The sequence below is a fragment of the Geodermatophilus sp. SYSU D00708 genome, assembly GCF_054050115.1.
In genome coordinates, this window is sequence record NZ_JBJGYS010000032.1 from 21,472 (window position 1) to 42,554 (window position 21,083).

Consider the following 21,083-nt stretch of genomic DNA (forward strand, 5'->3'; position numbering starts at 1 on the left):
CGTGAGGGACCCGCCGCGGCCCCGTCCCGAGGCTCACCCCGAGCGTGCGAGGGGTGAGGAGGACGGGGTCCTTCCACGGTGGGGGCAGGGGGGTCCTTTCTCAGCGGGCGGCGGCAGCCGAGGCGAGGTCCTCGACCCGCAGCAGGCCGAGGACGGTGCCGGCCGGGTCGGTGCACAGGACCGGGTCGAAGCGGTGCGCCGGCGGCCGGGTGAGCGCGCGCTGCAGGGTCTGGGTGACGTCGGCCGTGGGGTGCACGCGCAGCGACACCGGGGCGGTGTGGACCTCCGTGGTGCGCGGGTCGGCCAGCAGCAGGCCCACCGGCTCGCCGAGCTCGCCGACGAGCACCGCCGGCGGGACGCCGGGGTGCGTCGTCCCGACCTCGCACTGGCGCACCGGCCGCAGCAGGCTGCTCACGCTCTCGGTCACCCGCGCCCGGGCCACCTGCGCCCGCACCAGGCGGACCACCTCGGGGGCCAGCGGGGCGAACGTCGGCGCCGGGCGGCCCAGCAGCCAGCCCTGGGCCAGCGGGACGCCGAGCCGGGCCAGCGCGGCCAGCTCCCCGGCGGTCTCGACGCCCTCGGCCAGCAGCCAGGCGTCGATCCGGCCGGCGAACTCCCCCACCATCTCGGTCAGCGCGGCCCGGACCGGGTCGGTGTCGACGTCGGTGACCAGGGCGCGGTCGAGCTTCACCAACTGCGGCCGCACCACGGCCATCTGCTGCAGGCCCGAGTAGCCCGACCCGGCGTCGTCCAGGGCGATCAGGGCGCCGCGGGCGCGGAGCTCCTCGGCCTGGTGGCGCAGCGCGGCCAGGTCGTGGACCGGCGTGTGCTCGGTGAGCTCGACGACCACCCGCCGCAGGTCGTGGCAGCCGGCGAGCGCGTCCCGCACCGGCGCCGCGCCGAGCAGGTGCGGGCTGACGTTGACGGTCAGGAACGTGTCGTCGGGCAGCAGCGGGACGGCGTCCAGCGCCTTGGTGATGGCCAGCGCCTCGAGCTCGGCGGCCAGCCCGCACTCGGCGGCGGCCGCGAACCACACGTCGGGGCCGGCGGTGCCGGGGAAGCGGGAGAGGGCCTCGTAGCCGGCGATCCGTGCGGCCGCGATGTCGACGATCGGCTGGAACGCCATCGTCAGGTCGTCGGGGTCGGCGAGCAGCGGCCGGCAGTCCGGCAGGGCGCTCGTGCGGGTGACCGACATGCCGTCCCATCGGTCCGCCTGACCGGCCGCTTGACCGGTGGGGCGCGGGTCTACCCCTGCGGAGGGAGCAACGCGCGTGGCACGCGAACGAGGGACCGTGCCGCTCCACGGCGGGCGGTCGTGTCAGCATGGTGCGTTGCGGCTCGCCGGTGAGTCCACTGCAGGAGGGAACGGGGGTCCTCGTCGCGATGGACGCCGCATCCCCGGGTCCGGTGCCCGACGCGCTCGCCGACCCGCACCGCATCGCCGCCGCCCGCCGGCTGGCCGTCGAGGTCTCGGGCCCGGCCGCCTTCGACCGGCTCTCCGGTCTCGCGGCGCGACTGCTGGACACCGGGCACGCCAAGGTCACCCTCTTCACCGATCAGGACACCGTCATCGGGGGCCACGGCCTGCCCGCGGGGGTCGTCGGCGGGCCCGCCCTGCTCACCGGGGCGCTGTCCGCGCTGGCCATCCGCCAGGGGACGCCGCTGGTGGTCCCCGACGCCCGGGCGTGCCCGCAGGTCGCCGAGCTGCCCGCGGTCACCACCGGCCAGGTCGGTGCCTACCTCGGGGCGCCGCTGCTCGCCGCCTCGGGCCACGTCGTCGGCGTCCTGGCGGTGTACGACCCGGTGCCGCGGGTGTGGTCGGAGGACGACGCCGCGCTGCTGCAGCAGCTGGCCGCGTCGGTGGTGGCCGAGCTGGAGCTGTCGGCCGTCCGGTCGGCCGCCGGCGCCTCCGCGGCCCGGCTGGACGTCGTCCTGGAGGCGGCCTCCATCGGCATCTGGGAACGCGACATGCGCACCGGTCTCGTGCACTGGGACGAACGCTGCGCGGCGATCTTCGGCCTGGAGGGGGCCGTCGAGCTGGACTCGGTCGAGGACATGATGACCGAGCGGATCCACCCCGACGACCGCGAGACGGTCGTCCAGGCCATGCGCGACGCGCTGGCCGGCACGGGGGAGTACCTGGTGGAGGCCCGGGTGGTCCGGGTCGACGGCAGCGTGCGGTGGACGGTGTCGCGCGGCCGGGTCCTGACCGACCCGGTGGGCCGGCCGGTGCGCGTGCTCGGGACGGCGGTCGACGTCACCGCGGCGCGCGAGCAGTCCGAGCGCCGGATCGCCGCGGTGCAGCGCGCGGCGGCGATCGCCGAGGTCGCCGCGGAGCTGGCCAACGCCACCCGGATCACCCAGCTGGCCGAGATCGCGCTGCGGGGTGCCGGGGTGCTCGGCGCGGAGTCCATCGGACTGGCCGTGTTCGACCCCCAGGACGACAAGCTCTACCTGCACCTGACCCGCCGGATCGTCGACACGGTCGCCAGCGAGGCCGACGTCGAGCTGCCCGCCGGCGGCGTGGAGACGCCCCTGGACGACGAGCTGCCCACCCAGTACGTGGCGCGGCACGGCGAGCGGCTGCTGTTCACCGACGCCGCCACGGCCGAGGCGCGCTTCCCGCGGATGGCCGCGGTCAACGCGGTGCTGGGCACCCGGGCCCTGGCCGCGCTGCCGCTGCGGGTGGAGGGGCGGCTGCTCGGCAGCTTCATCGTCGTCTGGACCACCGACCACGTCTTCACCGAGCCCGACCTGGAGCTGCTGGAGGGGCTGACCGCGCAGATCGCGCTGACCGCCTCCCGGCTGCAGGCCGACGCGGTCCGGGCCGACGCCGTCGCCGCGATGACCGAGGCCACCGCCCGGCTGCAGCTGCTGGCCGACGCGGGCCGGGTGCTGTCGGGCAGCCTGGACATCACCCAGCAGGTCGAGCAGCTGGCCGACCTCGTCGTCCCCACGCTGGCGGACTGGTGCTGGCTGGTGGTCACCGACGAGCAGGGCCGGCTGCACCAGCTGGCCTCGGCGCACCGCGACCCGGCGCTGCGCGCCGAGCTCGAGCTGTACGTGCACTCGATGGTCGCGGTGATGACCGAGCACGCGGCCGCGCACGTGGTCACCCGGTCCGGGCGCCCGATGGTCCTGCCGCACATCGACCGGGAGCGGGTGGAGCGGGCCATCCCCGAGCCGGCGACCCAGGAGCTGCTGGTGCGGCTGGGCCTGGACTCCGGGGTTGTCGTGCCGCTGGTCGCCCGCGGGCAGACCCTCGGGGCGCTCGGGCTGTTCAACGGCCCCGACCGCGGGCCGCACTCCCCGGCCGAGGCGGAGACCGCGGTCGAGGTGGGCCGCCGGGCCGGGCTCGCCCTGCACCACGCCCGCCTGTACGGCCAGCAGCGCGCCCTGGCCCAGGCCCTGCAGCACAGCATGCTCACCGCGCCGCCCGAGCCGGACCACTGCGAGATCGTCGTCCGCTACGTGCCGGCCGCCGCGGGGGCGGAGATCGGCGGCGACTGGTACGACGCCTTCCTCGAGGCCGGTGGCGCCACGGTGCTGGCGATCGGCGACGTGGTCGGCCACGACAGCCGCGCCGCCGCCGAGATGGGCCAGCTGCGCGGCCTGCTGCGCGGCATCAGCTACGCCAGCGGCGCCCCGCCGGCGCAGGTGCTGACCCAGCTGGACGCCGCCATCCGCGGGCTGGCGCTGGACACGATGGCCACCGCCCTGGTCGCCCGGCTGGAGCAGGACCGCGCCGACCTGCGGGCCGACCGCACCCGGCTGCGCTGGTCGAGCGCGGGGCACCCGCCGCCGGTGGTGATCCACCCCGACGGCGGGGTGCGCGTGCTCGGCGGCGCGCCGGCCGACCTGCTGCTGGGGGTCAAGCCCTCGGCGCCGCGTGCCGACCGCGTGGCCGACCTGCCCGCCGGCAGCACGCTGCTGCTCTACACCGACGGGCTGGTCGAGCGCCGCGACCGCGACCTCGACACCGGGACGGCCGCGCTGGTGGCCGTGCTGCGCGAGTCCCCCGGGCTGCCGCTCGCCGAGCTGTGCGACCGGGTGCTGGAGCGGCTGTTCCTCCCCGACGCCGAGGACGACGTCGCGCTGCTCGCCGTCCGGCTGCACCCGCAGGCGGAGCCGCGCCCGCCCGAGGCCGGCCCGCAGGTGGTGCCCGAGAGCATCCCGCCCGCGCCGGAGGTGCACCCGGAGGCGGGCGCCGACCGCGACAGCTAGCGGCGGTCGCGGCGGCGCAGCTTGGTGCGCCGCAGGGGTCGCGCGGCGCGGGCCCGGACCAGCCGGCTGCGGGCCCGTCCCGGCAGGTCGACGGCGACCGGCGCCTCCCACCCCCGCCACACCGACAGCACCCGCAGCGCGGTGACCAGCGTGATCACCACCGCCGCCACCGGGAGGGGCCCCAGGCCCACCGGCCCGGCCAGCACCGTGAGGACGGCGGCGCCGAGCAGCGCGGCCACGGCGTTGTAGGGCCCCGGCTGGACGATCTCGGCCCGCTGGGCGAGCAGGACGTCGCGGATCACCGCGCCGCCCACCGCGGTCACCGTGCCGACGAAGACCACCGACGCACTGGGCAGGCCGGCCAGCTGCGCCTTCTGCGCGCCGATCACCGTGAAGAAGCCGAGCGTGACGGCGTCCAGGACGACGAGCAGCCCGGTCAGCCGCGACAGCCAGCCGGAGAAGTAGAAGGTCACCATCGCGGCGATGGCCACGGTCGGCAGGTACGCGGGGTTGGTCAGCGCCACCACCGGGCCCTCGCCGAGCAGGACGTCGCGGATGAGCCCGCCGCCGAGCCCGCCGCTGACCGCCAGGAGCAGCACACCGGAGACCGCGAAGCCCTCGCGCGCCGCCAGCAGCCCGCCGGTCAGCGCCCCGACGACGATGGCGGCGAGGTCGACCGGTGCCGGCACGCGCAGCGTCTCGGCCGCCGCGGCGAGGATCTCCACGGCCCGGCATTCTCCCCGGGCCGATCGGCAGGGCCGACGGTGACAGGGCTGCCCGGCGTCACTAGCTTGCCCAGCACACTCAACGCCAGGAGGTCGCCGTGCCCGTACGCCCGCCGGACGAGAACGAGGTGGCCGCCCTCGCGGCCAGTTACGGCATGAAACCCACCGCCGAGGAGGTGGCCGCCTACACCCCGATCGTCGCGGCCTTCCTCAGCTCCTACGACGCGGTCGAGGAGCTCTACGACGAGCTCGCCCCGCGGGCACCCACCGACCGGCGCAGCACCCGGCCGGCGGACGCCGAGAACCCGCTCGGCGCCTGGTACGTGACCACCGAGATCCGCGGCGCGGCCGAGGGCCCGCTGGCCGGGCGCACCGTGGCGGTCAAGGACAACGTGGCCGTCGCCGGCGTCCCGATGATGAACGGCTCGTACACCGTCGAGGGTTACGTGCCGGCCGAGGACGCCACCGTCGTCACCCGCCTGCTCGAGGCCGGGGCCACGGTCGCGGGCAAGGCCGTCTGCGAGGACCTGTGCTTCTCCGGCGGCAGCCACACCTCGGTCACCGGCCCGGTGCGCAACCCCTGGGACCCCTCCCGCACGACCGGTGGGAGCTCCAGCGGCAGTGCCGCGCTGGTCGCGTCCGGGGAGGTCGACCTCGCCCTCGGCGGGGACCAGGGCGGGTCGATCCGCATGCCCGCCGCGTTCTCCGGCATCGTCGGCCACAAGCCGACCCACGGCCTGGTGCCCTACACCGGCGCCTTCCCGATCGAGCTGACCCTCGACCACCTCGGACCGATGACCCGCACCGTCGCCGACGCCGCGCTGATGCTCGACGTCCTCGCCGGCCGCGACGGGCAGGACCCGCGCCAGCCGGCCGACCTGGCCCCCGAGCAGTACGCGGCCGCCCTCGGCGGGGACGTGTCCGGCCTGCGCGTCGGCGTCGTCGCCCAGGGGTTCGGCTGGGAGGAGCTCTCCGAGCCCGGCGTGGACGACACCGTGCGCGCCGCCGCCGGCCGGCTGCGCGAGCTGGGCGTCGAGGTGGTCGACCTCGACCTGCCCTGGCACCGGCACGCCCTGCACGTCTGGAACGTCATCGCCACCGACGGCGCGACGGTGCAGATGATCGAGGGCAACGGCTACGGGTGGAACTACGAGGGCCGCTACGACCCCGAGCTGATCGCCCACTACGGCCGCACGCGGCGCGAGGTGGTCGACCGGTGGTCACCGACGGTCACCGCGGTGGCCCTGGCCGGGCGCTGGTCGCTGGAGCGGGAGCAGACCCGGCACTACGCGAAGGCGCAGAACCTGGCGGTCGAGGTGCGCCGGCAGTACGACGCCGCGCTGGCCGACGTCGACCTGCTGGTGATGCCCACCGTGCCGATGGTCGCCCCGGAGATCCCGGAGTCCGACGACCCGATCGAGGTCCGGGTCGCCCGCGCGCTGGAGATGATCGTCAACTGCGCGCCGTTCGACGTCAGCGGGCACCCGGCCACCAGCGTCCCGGCCGGGATGTCGCAGGGGCTGCCGGTCGGGATGATGCTGGTCGGCCGCCGGTTCGAGGACACCACCTGCCTGAAGGTGGCGCACGCCTTCGAGCAGCTGGTCGGCGGCTTCCCCCGCCCACCGGCCCGCTGACGACCGGTTCTGCGCCCTTCGCCCTTGCCCTCCCTTCCCGCGTTGATCATGGGGTTGTTGCAGCCGACACGGCCGGACACGCCGCGGCGGCCGACGAGAACCCCATGATCAACGCGGAGGGAGGGGGCAGGGGGTCCTCCTGCTACTGAGCGGGCGGGACCTCGACCGAGGTCGCCGTCCCCCGGCGCGGCATGCCGTCGGGGGTGGCCAGGTCGTGGCGGTGCATCGCGTCCTGCCGCGCCGGCTCCTCGGTGAGGATCGCCGCCGCCTTCCAGTCCTCCGGGATGGCGAAGCCGTCGACCAGCGTCGCCATGTGCGGGCGCAGGTCCGCCAGCAGCGCGTTCACCGTGGCGGTGAGCGCCTTGGCCCGGGCCGGGGTGAGCCGGCCGTGCTCGAGGAACCAGCCCTTCTCGGCCTCGATCGTCGACAGCGCGTGGAGGTCGCAGAGGCGGTCGAGCAGGGCCCGGGCGGCGTCGTCCGTCGTCCGCTCGATGCCGGCCACGAAGGCCTCCAGCACGATCCGGTCGACGTGCGCCCGCGCCGCCTCGAGCACGTGGTCCTGGACGTCGTTGAAGACGTCGAAGGGCGCCATCCCGTCGGCCGCGGCGTTCCTGCGCAGCCGCCGGATGGCGCTCTCCAGCAGGTGCTTCTCGCGGTCCTCGAACGCCTTGAGCTGCCAGCCGCGGTCCAGCAGCGGCACCTCGTCGTCCCGGCCGGGGACGGCGTCGACCAGCCGGGCGATCAGCCCGCGGGCCGCCGTCCGCTCCAGCACGGTCTCGCGGACCATGTCGGCGATGAACCCGACCCGGCCCCAGCCGTCGAGCGAGCCGAAGGCCTCGCGGTAGCCGGTGAGCAGGCCCTTGGCGACCAGCTGCATCAGGACGGTGTTGTCGCCCTCGAACGTGGTGAAGACGTCGGTGTCGGCCTTGAGGTGCGGCAGCCGGTTCTCCTGCAGGTAGCCCGCCCCGCCGCAGGCCTCCCGGCAGAGCTGGATGGTGCGGGTGGCGTGCCAGGTCTGCGCCGCCTTGAGGCCCGCCGCGCGCGACTCCAGCTCCCGTTGCGCCCGCTCGTCGACCTCGTCCGCGGCCTGGACGTCGTGCATCGTGCCCAGCAGCTCCTCCTGCGCGAAGGCGTACGCGTAGGTGGCGGCCAGGGCCGGCAGCAGCTTGCGCTGGTGCACGAGGTAGTCGTTGACGACCACCTCGCGGTCGGCGCCCGGCGCGGAGAACTGCCGGCGCACGTCGCCGTACCGGACGGCGATGTCAAGGGCCAGCCGGGTCGCCGAGGACGCCGAGCCGCCGACGCTGACCCGGCCGCGCACCAGCGTGCCCAGCATGGTGAAGAAGCGGCGGGTCTCGTTCTCGATCGAGCTGGTGTAGGTACCGTCCTCGGCGACCTGGCCGTAGCGGTCGAGCAGCATCTCCCGGGGCACGGTCACGTGGTCGAAGGCCAGCCGGCCGTTGTCCACGCCGTTGAGGCCCGCCTTGGGGCCGGCGTCGGAGATGGTGACCCCGGGCATCGGGTTGCCCTGCTCGTCGCGGATCGGCACCAGCCAGGCGTGCACGCCGTGCCGCCGGCCCTGGGTGACCAGCTGCGCGAAGACGACCGCCATCCGGCCGTCCTGCGCCGCGTTGCCGATGTAGTCCTTGCGGGCGGCCGGGTGCGGGGTGTGCAGGTCGAAGGTCTGCGTGGCGGGGTCGTAGGTGCACGTCGTCCGCAGCTGCTGGACGTCGGAGCCGTGCCCGGTCTCGGTCATCGCGAAGCAGCCGGGCAGGTCGAAGGCCAGGATGTCGCGCAGGTGGGCGTCGTGGTGCCGCTGCGTGCCGAGCAGCTGGACGGCGCCGCCGAACAGCCCCCACTGGACGCCGGCCTTCACCATGAGCGACAGGTCGAGGAAGGCCAGCATCTCGACCGAGACCACCGAGCCGCCGGCGTCGTCCTCGCCGCCGTACTCCTTGGGGAAGCCCCGGCTGACCCGGCCGGAGGCGGCCAGCGTGCGGGCCGCCCGGGTGACCCGCTCCCGGGCGGCGCGCACGTCCTCGCCGTAGCGCGGCAGGAAGTCGGGGTCGTGCAGGTGCTCGCGGGCGTCGCGGCGCACGTGCGCCCAGCGGCCGTCGAGCGCCTCGGTGAGCGCCCTCGGGTCGACGCTGGTCGGCAGAGCGGTCGTCACGGTTCCTCCTTGCGGGTCACCACGCCGGAGAGTCCGGCCCAGGCGAGGTCGGTGAGGTGGGCGGCGAGGTCGGCGCGGGGCATGGGCCGGTCGGCCTGCAGCCACCAGTCGGCGGCGGAGCGGACCAGGCCCACCAGGCCGTGACCCCAGGGCGGGGCCGCCGACGGGTCGCGGCCGGCGCGCTCCAGGGCGAGCGCCATCAGCGCCGCGGCCTGGTCGCCCACCAGGTGGGAGAGGGTGCTGATCGGGTCGTCGACCGGCCGGTCGACCAGCGGGTGCGAGACGACGAACCGGTAGACCTCGGGATCGGCCTCCAGGAAGGCCAGATAGGTCTCGACGGCGGCGGCGACCATCTGCCGCGGGTCGTCGGTGCCGGTGATCGCCTCCCGCAGCTTGGCGGTGAGGTGGCCGGCCACGCGGGCGCAGACGGCGACGTGCAGCTCGGTGCGGTCGGCGAAGTGCCGGTAGACGACGGTCTTGCTGGTGCCCGCCTCGGCGGCGATCTCGTCCATGCCGACGCCGGCGCCGTGCCGGCCGACCGCGGCCAGGGTGGCGTCGACCAGCTGCTCGCGCCGGGCCCGGCGGTGCTCGTCCCAGCGCGAGTCGCGCCGGTCGCGGCGGGGCGCGGACGTTTTCACGGTACGGAAGGTACCTGATACCGTCGGTCCCGCACACCGCGAGGGCAGAAATGGCCATTTCTGCCCTCTCCTCAGCGACCCGGAGGTCACCGATGGCTCCGCAGACCCGGAAGGCCGCGATCGTCGGCGGCAACCGCATCCCGTTCGCCCGGTCCAACTCCGCCTACGCGCAGGCCTCGAACCAGGACATGCTCACCGCCACCCTCGACGGGCTGGTCGCGCGGTTCGGCCTGCAGGGCGTCCGGGTGGGGGAGGTCGTCGCCGGCGCCGTCCTCAAGCACGCGCGGGACTTCAACCTCACCCGGGAGTCGGTGCTCGGCTCCCGGCTGTCGGCCACCACCCCGGCCTACGACGTCCAGCAGGCCTGCGGCACCGGGCTGGAGGCGGCGATCCTGGTCGCCAACAAGATCGCCCTCGGGCAGGTCGAGTCGGGCATCGCCGGCGGCGTCGACACCACGTCGGACGCCCCGCTGGCCATCCACGACGAGATGCGCCGGCTGCTGATCGCGCTCAGCAGCGCGAAGACGGTCCAGCAGCGGCTCAAGGCCCTCGCCGGCGTCCGCCCGGGGATGCTCGTGCCCGAGGCCCCGCGCAACGCCGAGCCGCGCACCGGCCTGGCGATGGGCGACCACGCGGCGATCACCGCTGCGCAGTGGGAGATCGGCCGGGAGGAGCAGGACGAGCTCGCCGTCCGCTCGCACCGCAACCTCGCCGCCGCCTACGACCGCGGCTTCTTCGACGACCTGGTCACCCCCTACCTCGGCCTGACCCGGGACCAGAACCTGCGGCCGGACAGCACGCTGGAGAAGCTCGCGACGCTGAAGCCGGTCTTCGGCGGGGAGCACGGCACGATGACCGCGGGTAACTCCACCCCGCTCACCGACGGCGCCTCGGCGGTGCTGCTGGCCTCCGACGAGTGGGCCGCCGCCCGCGGGCTGCCGGTGCTCGCCCACCTCGTCGACGCGCAGACCGCCGCGGTCGACCACGTGCACGGCGGCGAGGGGCTGCTGATGGCGCCGGCCTACGCCGTCCCGGTGCTGCTGGCCCGCAACGGCCTGACCCTGCAGGACTTCGACTTCTACGAGGTCCACGAGGCGTTCGCGTCGACGGTCCTCGCGACGCTCAAGGCGTGGGAGGACCCGGCGTTCTGCAAGGAGAAGCTCGGCCTGGACGCCCCGCTCGGCCCGGTCGACCGGTCGAAGCTCAACGTCGCCGGCTCCTCGCTCGCGGCCGGGCACCCCTTCGCCGCGACCGGCGGCCGCATCGTCGCCACCCTGGCCAAGCTGCTGCACGAGGCCGGTCCCGGCAGGCGCGGCCTGATCTCCATCTGCGCCGCCGGCGGCCAGGGCGTCGTCGCGATCCTCGAGTCCTGAAGGAGCACCCCGTGAGCGACTGGTACCGCGACTTCGCCAACTCCGGTGTCGGGACGGCGGTCACCCGCCAGCTCGGGCTGCCCCGTCCGGCCGTGCTGCGCCGGTACGAGCCCGGCGCCCCGCTGCTGCCCGGGCCCGCGGTGGTCGGCTCGGCCGGGGCCGGCCGGCTGGAGAAGGCCCTGACCCGGCTGCTCGAGGACGCCGGCGTCCCCGTGCTCCAGGAGGCCGACGACCGGCGGCTCGGCGCGGTGCTGCTCGACGCGACCGGCCTCGCCGGTCCGGCCGACCTCGCCGCCGCGTACGCCGTCCTCGCCCCCGCGGTCAAGCGGCTGGGCCCGTCCGGACGGGTGCTGGTGCTGGGCGACCCGCCGGCCTCGGCGGCCGCCCCTGCTCCCGCCGCCGCGCGGCAGGCACTGGAGGGGCTGGTCCGATCGGTGGCCAAGGAGCTGCGCAACGGGGCGACGGCGAACCTGCTGTACGTGCCCGAGGGCGCCGAGGCGTCGATCGAGAGCCCGGTCCGGTTCTTCCTGTCCGGCCGGTCGGCCTACGTCGACGGGCAGGTCGTCACGCTGAGCGCCGCCGACGTCCCCGCCGGGACCGGCGAGGAGCGGCCGCTGGCCGGCGAGGTCGCGGTCGTCACCGGCGCGGCCCGTGGCATCGGTGCGGCGATCGCGCGGGTCCTGGCGCGGGACGGCGCGCACGTGGTCGCCGTCGACGTCCCGGCCGCCGGGCAGGCGCTCGCCGAGGTCGCCAACGAGGTCGGCGGGACGGCGCTGCAGCTCGACATCACCGCGCCCGACGCGGCGGACCGGCTGATCGCGCACCTGCGCGAGCGCCACGGCGGGGTCGACGTCGTCGTGCACAACGCCGGCATCACCCGCGACAAGCTGCTGGTCAACATGGACGCCGACCGCTGGAACGCCGTGTTGGCGGTGAACCTCCAGGCCCAGCTCGACCTCACGCAGGCAATGCTGGACGCCGAGGGGGTGCTGCGGCCCGGCGCGCGGGTGGTCGCGGTCAGCTCGCAGTCCGGCATCGCCGGGAACCGCGGGCAGACCAACTACGCGGCGTCCAAGGCCGGGGTGATCGGCATGGTGCGGGCCTGGGCGCCGGGGTTCGCCGAGCGGGGGGCGACGATCAACGCGGTCGCCCCCGGCTTCATCGTCACCGAGATGACCGCGCGGATGCCGTTCGGCACCCGCGAGGTCGGGGCGCGGCTCAACTCGCTGCAGCAGGGCGGCCTGCCGGTCGACGTCGCCGAGACCATCGCGTGGCTGGCGCAGCCGGCCAGCGCCGGGGTCAACGGCCAGGTGGTGCGCGTGTGCGGCCAGTCGCTGCTGGGGGCCTGACGATGAGCGAACCGGCCCGGCCGCCGAGGCTGCCCGCGCTGTTCGCCCGGGCCGCGCTGAGCGCGCGCGGCCGGGGCGGCGACCTGCCCGACACCCGGCTGACCCGCACCGGCGTGGCCGTGGACCCGGCCGCTGTCGCCGCCTACGGCCGGGTCTGCGACTTCCCGCTGGCCGACGCGCTGCCCGCCACGTACCCGCACGTGCTGACCTTCCCGCTGCAGGTCGAGCTGATGGCCGACCGCGCGTTCCCGCTGGCGCTGCCGGGTCTGGTGCACGTCCGCAACCGGATCGCGGTGCTCCGGCCGATCGCGCCGGGGGAGGTCCTCGACCTCGAGGTCTGGGCCGAGCGGTTCGCCCGGCACCGGAGCGGCGCCACCGTCGACCTGTGCGCGTCGGTCCGCGTGGGCGGCGCGGAGGTGTGGCGCGGGCGCTCGACCTACCTGGCGCGCGGTGCGACCGCTCCCGACGGCGCTGCCGACGCCGACGTCGACGTGACCGTCGGGACCCTGCCCGAGGGCACCATCCGCTGGCGGGTGCCCGAGGACACCGGGCGCCGCTACGCCAGGGTCTCCGGCGACGTGAACCCCATCCACCTGTCGGCGCTGACCGCCAAGGCGTTCGGGTTCAAGCGGGCGATCGCCCACGGCATGTGGGTGCAGGGGCGGGCGCTCGCGGCGCTGTCCGGCCGGCTGCCCGAGACGCTGGTGGCCGACGTCGTCTTCAAGAAGCCGCTGTTCCTGCCGTCGACGGTGACGCTGTCCGCTGCGCCCGTCGACGGCGGCTGGGACCTCGCCGTCCGCAACGCGACGTCCGGCTCCGACCACCTGCTGGGCACCGTCCGCCCGCTCTGACGGGCTCTCCTCGCCGATCACGGCGCCGTGCCCACAGCCGGAGCTCCCGGCGTGGTCCCGGCGCCATGATCGCCGACCGGATGCGGGCGGGCGGCGACTCCGCTGAGCTGGGGGGCATGGGCGCCACCGACCCGACCGAGCACCCCCGCCCGCTGCTGCGCCGGCCGTGGACCTCGCTGGAGGGGGAGTTGCAGTTCGCCGCCGACCCCGACCGGACCGCGGCGCCGGGCAGCGTGGCCTTCGACCGCACGATCCGGGCGCCCTACGCGCCGGAGACCCCGGCGTCCGGCGTGCACTGGCAGGGTCCGCTGCGCCGGGTCTGGTACCGCCGTCCGCTGCCGGCGCCGGGCGGGGACCGGCGCACCGTGCTGCACCTCGGCGCGGTCGACCGGGTGTGCGACGTCTGGGTCGGCGGCGCGCACGTCGTGCACCACGAGGGCGGGTACACCCCGTTCGCCGTCGACGTCACCGACGCCCTGGGGGACGGCGCGGACCTCGTCGTCCGCGCCGACGACGACCCGGCCGACCTCGAGGCCCCGCGCGGCAAGCAGGACTGGCGGGACGAGCCGCACGGCATCTGGTACCCCCGCACCACCGGCATCTGGCGCACCCCGTGGCTGGAGCACGTCTCGCCGCGACACGTCGCCGACGTGCAGTGGCGCGGGGACCCGCTGACCCTCCGCGTCGACGTCCGGGTGGAGCTCGCCGTCCCGGTGACCGGCGCCCGGCTGCACCTGCGGCTGCGGTCCGGGGACCGCCTGCTGGCCGAGGACGCCGTCCGGGTCGACGGCGCGGTCGTCGAGCGGACCCTGCAGGTCGGGGACGGCGGCTTCGACGACCGCTGGGGCCTGCTGTGGGAACCCGGGAACGGCCGGCTGCTCGACGCCGAGGTCGCGCTCGTCGCCGACGACGGCGAGGTGCTCGACGAGGTGGAGAGCTACACGGCGCTGCGGTCGGTCGGGGTCGAGGACGGGCAGTTCCTGGTCAACGGCCGGCCGACGCGGCTGCGGCTGGTCCTCGACCAGGGGTACTGGCCCGACACCGGCGCCACCCCGCCGGACGTCGCGGCGCTGCGGCGCGACCTCGAGCTGACCCGGGCGCTGGGCTTCACCGGGGTGCGCGAGCACCAGAAGACCGAGGACCCCCGCCACCTCGCCCTCGCCGACCGGATGGGTCTGCTGGTGTGGGCGGAGATGCCCTCGGCGCACCGGCCCGGGCCGACCGCCGCGGCCCGCCTGCTGAGGGAGTGGCCGGAGGTCGTCGCCGCGCACCGCGGGCACCCGAGCGTCGTCGCGTGGGTGCCGCTCAACGAGTCCTGGGGCGTGCAGGAGGCGTCGGCCGACCCCCGGCAGCGGGCGTTGATCGGGGCGCTGGCGGCCGCGGCGGGCGCCCTCGACGGCAGCCGGCCGGTCTCGGCCAACGACGGCTGGGAGACCGTCGGCGGGGACGTCCTGGGCGTGCACGACTACGAGCAGGACCCGGCGGTGCTCGCGGCGCGCTACCGCACCCGCGAGGACCTCGAGCGCGCCGCGAGCGGCCGCCGTCCCGACGGGCGGCTGGCCGACCTCGACCGCGCCGGGGCGGGAGGCCGCGCCGTCGTCCTGTCGGAGTTCGGCGGGGTGGCCCTGCGGACCGACGCCCACGACGACCGGGGGTGGGGCTACGCCGAGGCCCGCTCGCCGGAGGACCTGCTCACCCGCTACCGCGCGCAGTGGGCGGCGGTGCACGCGAGCGAGGCGCTGGCCGGGGCCTGCTGGACCCAGCTCACCGACACCTACCAGGAGGTCAACGGGCTGCTGACGATGGACCGGGTGCCCAAGTGCGACCCCGACGACCTCCGGCGCGCGACGCTCGGCGAGGGCTGAACGGACAGCCGTCCGTGCAGTGGCCGACACCACACACTCGCCGGTGGTGGTTGTACGCTCAACGAACACATCTTGCCTGCTCAGCGGCGTAGCGTCGGTTTCGGGGCGGTCCGAACGGACTGTCCGGGAAAGGGGCAGAACATGAGCACGACAGACGCAGCCGCTCCGACCGCCGCCGACTCGGTGGCCCTGCCGCCGGGGCGGCTCTACATCGACGGCGCCTGGCGCGACAGCACCGGCACCGAGCGCCGCGACGTCGTCGACCCCGCAACCGGCGGCGTCGTCACGACGGTGCCCGAGGGCACGGTCGAGGACGTCGACCTCGCGGTGCAGGCCGCCCGCCGGGCTTTCGAGAGCGGCCCGTGGCCGGCCATGAGCCCGCGCGAGCGCGGCGCGATCCTGATCCGCGCGGCGCAGCTGATCCAGGAGAACGCCGAGGAGCTCGCCCGGCTGGAGAGCCTGGACACCGGCAAGCCGATCGCCTTCGCCCGCATGATCGACGCCGGGACGACGGCCGAGCACTTCTCCTACTTCGGCGGCCTGGCCGGCGCCATCGAGGGCGCCACCCGTGGCATCCGCGGCCCGGGCCTGGCCTACACCCGGCGCGAGCCGCTGGGTGTGGTCGCGGCCATCACGCCGTTCAACTTCCCGATGATCCTGTCGACGTCGAAGATCGCCCCGGCGCTGGCCGCGGGGAACACCGTCGTCCACAAGCCGGCCGAGGACACCCCGCTGACCGCGCTGCGGATCGCCGCGCTGCTCACCGAGGCGGGGCTGCCCGAGGGTGTCCTCAACGTGGTGACCGGCAGCGGCGCCGTCGCCGGCGACGCGCTGGCCCGCCACACCGGGGTCGACCGGATCGCCTTCACCGGCTCCACGAAGATCGGCAGCCTGATCGCGGCCACCGCCGCCGCGAACGTCACCCCGGTGACGATGGAGCTCGGCGGCAAGTCGGCCAACATCGTCTTCGAGGACGCCGACCTCGACGAGGCCGTCCAGGCCGCCGTCTCCGCGTTCGTGTTCAACACCGGCCAGTTCTGCATGGGCGGCACCCGGCTGCTCGTGCAGCGCTCGGTGTACGACCAGGTGCTGGCCGGCGTGGTCGCCGGCGCGACGCACGTGCCGGTCGGCGACCCGCTGGAGGAGGGCACCGTCGTCGGCCCGATGGCCGGCGAGCGGCACCTGCAGAACGTCGAGCGCTACGTGGCGCTGGCCGACGGCGGCCCGAACGGCAAGGTGGTGGCCGGTGGCGAGCGGCTGGACCGCCCCGGGTTCTACATGGCCCCGACCGTCGTCACCGAGGTCGCGCCGGACTCGCGGCTGGTGCAGGAGGAGATCTTCGGACCGGTCCTCACCGTGCAGGTGTTCGACACCGAGGAGGAGGCGGTCGTGCTGGCCAACGGCACGCCTTACGGCCTGGCCGCCGGCCTCCACACGAAGGACGTCGGGCGCGCCCACCGGGTCGCCGCACGGCTGGAGGCCGGCCTGATCTGGGTCAACACCTACGGCGTCCTCGACGTGAGCCTGCCCTTCGGCGGCTACAAGGCGTCGGGCTACGGCCGGGAGAACGGCCCCGAGGCCCTCGACGAGTACCTGCAGACCAAGTCGGTCTACGTGGCGCTCTGACCCTCCTCTCCCGTTGATCGTGGGCTCGTTGCCGGCGGACACGCCGGTGCCGGCGTGTTGCACGGCGACGAGCCCATGATCGACAACGGCGACGGTCGTCGTCTGCAGTGTGGGACGGCGGCCGCGTCAGTCACGGAGGGGTGACGATCGGCGTTCCGACCTGCGAGGTCGGGCGGGCGGGTCCAGGGTCGGGGGAGGCCGTCGCTCCCGACCCCGCCCGGAGGTCCCCGTGCGCAGCAACCGACTCCTGCCCCTGCTCGCCGCCGGCGCGCTCGTGCTCAGCGCCTGCGGTGGCGGCGAGAGCGTGGACACCGGGGGAGGCGGAGGAGGCGGCGGCGACGACGTCCTCGTGGCGGCGGTGGCGGCCCAGCCCGACCAGTTCGACCCGCACGTCACCACGGCCTACCCCAGCTTCCAGGTGCTGGAGAACGTCTACGACACCCTCGTCGTCCCCGACCCCGAGGACCTCACGATGGAGCCGAGCCTGGCGACGGAGTGGGAGACCAGCGAGGACGGGCTGACCTGGACGTTCACCCTGCGCGACGGGGTCACCTTCCACGACGGCAGCGAGTTCGACTCCGCCGACGTCGTCTACTCCTACCGGCGGATCATCGACGAGGAGCTGAGCAACGCCTACCGGTTCGCCAACGTCACCGCCGTCGAGGCGCCCGACCCGCAGACCGTCGTCATCCGGCTCAGCCAGCCGACGCCGAACCTGCTGGAGCGGATCGGCTCGTTCAAGGGGATGGCGATCCTGCCGGAGGGCGCGGCCGACCAGGCCGACCTGACCACCGAGGCGGTCGGGACGGGGCCGTTCCGGCTGGAGAGCTCCGACGCGAGCAGCACCGTGCTCACCGCCTACGAGGACTACTGGGGCGGCGCGCCGAGCGTCGGCGGCGTCGAGTTCCGCTACATCACCGAGCCGGCCGCCGCGCTCACCGCGCTGCAGAACGGCGAGGTGCAGTGGACCGACAACATCCCGCCGCAGCAGATCGAGTCCCTGGAGGGCGACGACTCGATCGAGCTGCAGACGACGCCGAGCGTGGACTACTGGTACGTGTCCATGAACTACGACCGCCCGCCGTTCGACAACCGTGACGTCCGGCGCGCGATCTCCTTCGCGATCGACCGGGAGGCGGTCGCGGAGGCGGCGTGGTTCGGCGCGGCGCAGCCCAACCAGACCGCCATCCCGCAGGACAGCTTCTTCTACTACGACTACGCCCCGTTCCAGCGCGACCCCGACCAGGCCCGGCAGCTGCTGGCGCAGGCGGGCGTGCAGACCCCGCTGACGATGGGCCTGATGGTCACCGACGAGTTCCCCGAGACCGTGACCGCGGCGCAGGTGATCGCCAGCCAGCTGGAGGAGGTCGGCATCACCGTCGAGATCGAGACGCTGGACTTCGCCACCTGGCTCGACCGGCAGGGCCAGGGCGACTTCGACGCCTTCCTGCTCGGCTGGCTCGGCAACCTCGACCCGGCCGCGTACTACCAGGAGCAGCACGTCACCGGCGGGTCGAACAACTACCAGGGCTACAGCAACCCGCAGGTCGACCAGCTGCTGCAGCAGGGGGCCACGGCCACCGACGACGCGGCGCGCAAGCAGGCCTACGACCAGGCCGCCCAGCTCATCGTCGACGACGTCTCCTACCTGTACCTCTACAACCCCGACGTGGTGCAGGCCTGGGCGCCGGGCCTGGCCGGGTACCAGATCCGGGCGGACAAGGCGATCAACTTCGAGACCGTGGAGCTGCCCTGACCGGCTACCTGCTCCGCCGCACCGGCCAGTCGGTGGTGGTGCTGGCGGGGGTGAGCGTGATCGTGTTCGCCCTGGTCCACCTGGTCCCGGGCGACCCGGTCCGGCTCGCGCTGGGCACCCGGTTCGACCAGGACACCTACGACGCGCTGCGCGCCCGCGCCGGCCTGGACCAGCCGCTGGTCGAGCAGTTCGTCGGCTGGTCCGGCCGCGCGCTCACCGGTGACCTCGGGGTGAGCTTCCGCAGCGGGGACACGGTGACCTCGCTGATCGCCGAGCGGCTGCCGGCGACGCTGACCCTGGCGTTCGCCTCGATCCTGGTCGCGCTGCTGATCGCCGTCCCGCTGGGGACGCTGTCGGCGCTGCACCCCCGGTCGGTCGTCGACCGGATCGCCACGGTGCTCAGCCAGATCGGCATCTCGGTGCCGGACTTCTGGATGGCGATCGTGCTCATCCTGGTCTTCGCCGGGACGCTGGGCTGGCTGCCCTCGGGCGGCTACGTCCCGCTGAGCGAGGACCCGCTGGGCTGGCTGGAGCGGCTGGTGATGCCGGCGCTGGTCGTGGGCGTGGTCTCCGGCTCGGTGATCACCCGCTTCGTGCGCTCCAGCGTGCTGGAGGCCCTGGGCGCCGACCACGTCCGGACGGCGCAGGCCAAGGGGCTGCCCACCCGGCAGGTCTTCGGTTGGCACGTGCTGCGCAACGCGCTGCTCCCGCTGGTCACCGTCACCGGCGTACAGCTGGCCTACCTGCTCTCCGGCGTGGTCGTGGTGGAGATCGTCTTCTCCTGGCCGGGCCTGGGGCAGCTGGCGCTGCAGGCGGTGCAGGCCCGCGACTACCCGGTGCTGCAGGGCGCGATCCTGCTGTTCGCGCTGGTGTTCCTCGTGATCAACCTGGTGGTGGACCTGCTCTACACCGCGATCGACCCCCGGATCCGCCGATGACCACGCAATCGGCCCCCGTCGCCCTGCGTCCCGCCCGGCCGCGGTGGCGGGAGACGCTGGGCCTGCTCGCCCGCAACCCGACCGCGGCGATCGCGGCGACCGTGCTGCTGCTCATCGTGCTCATGGCGGTCTTCGACGAGACCCTGGCGCCCAGCGGGGCCAACGAGATCGACGTCGCCGACCGCCTCCAGCCGCCCAGCCTCGAGCACCCGTTCGGCACCGACGACCTGGGCCGGGACATCCTCAGCCGGGTCATCCTGGGGGCCGCGGTGTCCCTGCGGGTCGGGTTCCTCGCGGTGGCGATCGCGCTGCTGGTCGGCAGCGTCATCGGGCTGCTGGCCGGCTTCTACGGCCGGTGGGTGGACGACGTCCTGATGCGGTTCATGGACGTGCTCTTCGCGTTCCCCGCGGTGCTCCTGGCGATCGCGGTGCTCGCCGTCCGCGGCCCGGGGTCGGGGAACACGGCGCTGGCCATCGGCATCGTCTACGTGCCGATCTTCGCCCGGGTCACCCGCGCCAGCGTGCTCGGCGTCCGGGAAGAGGTGTACGTGCGGGCCTCGCGGTCGGTGGGCGCGTCGGACTTCCGGCTGCTCACCCGGCACGTGCTTCCCAACGCCGCGCCGCCGATCATCGTGCAGACCTCGATCAGCCTGGCCTTCGCCGTCCTGGCCGAGGCGGCGCTGTCCTTCCTGGGTCTGGGCACCCAGCCGCCCAACCCCTCCTGGGGGCTGATGCTGGCCGAGGGGCGCGGCTTCATCGACATCGCGTGGTGGCTGGCCTTCTTCCCGGGCATGGCCATCTTCGTGACGGTGCTGTGCTTCAACCTGCTCGGCGACGGGCTGCGCGACGTCCTGGACCCGCGGCAGCGCACCCTCATGGCAGGAGGTGGCCGGTGACCGCGCCGGTGCTGGAGGTCGAGGACCTCCGCGTGGAGCTGCGGACGCCGCGCGGGACGGCGCACGTGGTCAACGGGCTCAGCTACGCCGTCGGGGCGGGCGAGACCGTCGCCGTGGTGGGGGAGTCGGGCAGCGGCAAGAGCGTCTCGGTGCTGGCGCTGCTCGGGCTGCTGCCGCCGCGGGTCGCCACGGTCACCGGGCGGGCGCGGCTGCACGGGGAGGACCTGCTGACCATGCGCCCCGAGCGGCTGCGCGAGGTGCGCGGCCCGGGCGTGGGCATGGTGTTCCAGGACCCGATGACCTCGCTCAACCCCGTGCTGACCGTCGGCCGGCAGCTGGTGGAGGGGATCCGCGCCCACGGCGAGGTGTCCAAGGTCGCGGCCCGCGACCGGGCCGCGGAGCTGCTGGTCGAGGTCGGGCTCCCCGACCCGCGCGGCGCGCTGGACCGCTATCCGCACGAGCTCTCCGGCGGCATGCGGCAGCGGGTGGTCATCGCGATCGCGCTGTCGAACAACCCGTCGCTGCTCATCGCCGACGAGGCCACCACCGCCCTCGACGTCACCGTGCAGGCGCAGATCCTCGACCTGGTCGAGAAGCTGCAGGCCGAGCACGGCACCGGCGTCGTCTGGATCACCCACGACCTCGGCGTCGTCGCGGGGATCGCCGACCGGGTGCTCGTCATGTACGGCGGCCGCTGCGTGGAGGACGGCACGGTGGACGACGTCCTCGAGCGCCCCGCCCACCCCTACACCCGCGGCCTGCTCGGCGCGCTGCCCGACCTCACGACGGCGGACGGCGGCGAGCTGGCCACCGTGCCCGGGGTGCCGCCCGCGCCGACCGACCTGCCGCCCGGCTGCGTGTTCTGGCCGCGCTGCCCGGTGCGCGCGGACCCGCGGTGCGAGACCGAGCAGCCACCCCTCACCCTCGTCGGTGGGGGCAGAAATGGCCATTTCCGCCCCACTCAGAGCCAGCGGTCCGTGTCGGGGGGACTGCCGCACCGGGCGGCGACGTGGTGCGAGGAGGGTCCCGTTGTCTGAC

Annotated in this window: 15 protein-coding genes; 11 read left to right on the forward strand and 4 right to left on the reverse strand. The window is 74.9% G+C overall.

All coding sequences use genetic code 11. The features are described 5' to 3' along the window. Window positions 1-100 precede the first annotated feature (100 nt). Window positions 101-1,195, reverse strand: a complete 1,095-nt coding sequence (locus tag ACI79D_RS21140; protein WP_456920464.1) for an EAL domain-containing protein — start codon at window positions 1,193-1,195, stop codon at window positions 101-103. A gap of 188 nt (window positions 1,196-1,383) precedes the next feature. Between ACI79D_RS21140 and ACI79D_RS21145 the strand changes: the two genes are divergently transcribed. Beyond that, window positions 1,384-4,224, forward strand: coding sequence for a SpoIIE family protein phosphatase (locus tag ACI79D_RS21145; RefSeq protein ID WP_456920465.1), 2,841 nt, complete (start codon window positions 1,384-1,386; stop codon window positions 4,222-4,224). On the opposite strand, the gene ACI79D_RS21150 is transcribed toward ACI79D_RS21145, so the two are convergent. Continuing rightward, entirely contained in the window at window positions 4,221-4,949 is a 729-nt protein-coding gene (locus tag ACI79D_RS21150) for a trimeric intracellular cation channel family protein (protein ID WP_456920466.1), read from the reverse strand. The two genes, ACI79D_RS21145 and ACI79D_RS21150, sit on opposite strands and share 4 nt — an antisense overlap. A 98-nt stretch (window positions 4,950-5,047) precedes the next feature. Between ACI79D_RS21150 and ACI79D_RS21155 the strand changes: the two genes are divergently transcribed. Next, window positions 5,048-6,583, forward strand: coding sequence for an amidase (locus ACI79D_RS21155; protein WP_456920467.1), 1,536 nt, complete (start codon window positions 5,048-5,050; stop codon window positions 6,581-6,583). A gap of 142 nt (window positions 6,584-6,725) precedes the next feature. Here the strand turns inward: ACI79D_RS21155 and ACI79D_RS21160 are convergent, their stop codons facing one another. Together ACI79D_RS21160 and ACI79D_RS21165 are read right to left on the reverse strand one after the other, a co-directional pair. Next, a complete protein-coding gene (locus tag ACI79D_RS21160; RefSeq protein WP_456920468.1) occupies window positions 6,726-8,753 on the reverse strand; it encodes an acyl-CoA dehydrogenase family protein in 2,028 nt (675 codons plus the stop codon). Further along, a complete protein-coding gene (locus tag ACI79D_RS21165; RefSeq protein ID WP_456920469.1) occupies window positions 8,750-9,391 on the reverse strand; it encodes a TetR/AcrR family transcriptional regulator in 642 nt (213 codons plus the stop codon). The genes ACI79D_RS21160 and ACI79D_RS21165 overlap by 4 nt, the downstream gene beginning before the upstream one ends. Window positions 9,392-9,483: 92 nt before the next feature. On the opposite strand from ACI79D_RS21165, the gene ACI79D_RS21170 reads away from it, so the two are divergent. The 9 genes from ACI79D_RS21170 to ACI79D_RS21210 all read left to right on the forward strand — a co-directional run bounded on the left by ACI79D_RS21170 (window position 9,484) and on the right by ACI79D_RS21210 (window position 21,082). Further along, a complete protein-coding gene (locus ACI79D_RS21170; RefSeq protein ID WP_456920470.1) occupies window positions 9,484-10,764 on the forward strand; it encodes an acetyl-CoA C-acetyltransferase in 1,281 nt (426 codons plus the stop codon). An 11-nt stretch (window positions 10,765-10,775) separates the two neighbouring features. Beyond that, window positions 10,776-12,113, forward strand: coding sequence for a 3-oxoacyl-ACP reductase (locus ACI79D_RS21175; protein WP_456920472.1), 1,338 nt, complete (start codon window positions 10,776-10,778; stop codon window positions 12,111-12,113). Window positions 12,114-12,115: 2 nt separating this feature from the next. Next, entirely contained in the window at window positions 12,116-12,964 is an 849-nt protein-coding gene (locus ACI79D_RS21180) for a MaoC family dehydratase (RefSeq protein ID WP_456920474.1), read from the forward strand. 65 nt (window positions 12,965-13,029) lie between these two features. Then, a complete protein-coding gene (locus ACI79D_RS21185) occupies window positions 13,030-14,829 on the forward strand; it encodes a glycoside hydrolase family 2 protein (RefSeq protein WP_456920475.1) in 1,800 nt (599 codons plus the stop codon). Window positions 14,830-14,970: 141 nt separating this feature from the next. Beyond that, window positions 14,971-16,455, forward strand: coding sequence for an aldehyde dehydrogenase family protein (locus ACI79D_RS21190; RefSeq protein ID WP_456920476.1), 1,485 nt, complete (start codon window positions 14,971-14,973; stop codon window positions 16,453-16,455). A gap of 229 nt (window positions 16,456-16,684) precedes the next feature. Then, window positions 16,685-18,211 carry an ABC transporter substrate-binding protein gene (locus ACI79D_RS21195; RefSeq protein WP_456920477.1) on the forward strand — a complete coding sequence of 509 codons (1,527 nt, stop codon included), beginning with the start codon at window positions 16,685-16,687 and terminating at the stop codon, window positions 18,209-18,211. An 8-nt stretch (window positions 18,212-18,219) separates the two neighbouring features. Beyond that, window positions 18,220-19,149: an ABC transporter permease gene (locus tag ACI79D_RS21200; protein WP_456920489.1), complete on the forward strand. Its 930-nt coding sequence runs from the start codon at window positions 18,220-18,222 to the stop codon at window positions 19,147-19,149. Next, the gene (locus ACI79D_RS21205) at window positions 19,146-20,045 is read left to right on the forward strand and encodes an ABC transporter permease (protein ID WP_456920478.1); all 900 of its coding nucleotides are present in this window, start codon (window positions 19,146-19,148) and stop codon (window positions 20,043-20,045) included. Before ACI79D_RS21200 ends, ACI79D_RS21205 begins: the two co-directional genes overlap by 4 nt. After that, window positions 20,042-21,082, forward strand: a complete 1,041-nt coding sequence (locus tag ACI79D_RS21210; protein ID WP_456920480.1) for an ABC transporter ATP-binding protein — start codon at window positions 20,042-20,044, stop codon at window positions 21,080-21,082. The genes ACI79D_RS21205 and ACI79D_RS21210 overlap by 4 nt, the downstream gene beginning before the upstream one ends. Window position 21,083: the final 1 nt, after the last annotated feature.

Excerpts from the sequence above, each read along its gene's own strand:
- ACI79D_RS21140 (WP_456920464.1), bottom strand. The coding sequence starts at position 1,195 with ATGTCGGTCACCCGCACGAGCGCCCTGCCGGACTGCCGGCCGCTGCTC.
- ACI79D_RS21145 (WP_456920465.1), top strand. The coding sequence starts at position 1,384 with ATGGACGCCGCATCCCCGGGTCCGGTGCCCGACGCGCTCGCCGACCCG.
- ACI79D_RS21170 (WP_456920470.1), top strand. The coding sequence starts at position 9,484 with ATGGCTCCGCAGACCCGGAAGGCCGCGATCGTCGGCGGCAACCGCATC.
- ACI79D_RS21180 (WP_456920474.1), top strand. The coding sequence starts at position 12,116 with ATGAGCGAACCGGCCCGGCCGCCGAGGCTGCCCGCGCTGTTCGCCCGG.
- ACI79D_RS21185 (WP_456920475.1), top strand. The coding sequence starts at position 13,030 with ATGATCGCCGACCGGATGCGGGCGGGCGGCGACTCCGCTGAGCTGGGG.
- ACI79D_RS21190 (WP_456920476.1), top strand. The coding sequence starts at position 14,971 with ATGAGCACGACAGACGCAGCCGCTCCGACCGCCGCCGACTCGGTGGCC.
- ACI79D_RS21205 (WP_456920478.1), top strand. The coding sequence starts at position 19,146 with ATGACCACGCAATCGGCCCCCGTCGCCCTGCGTCCCGCCCGGCCGCGG.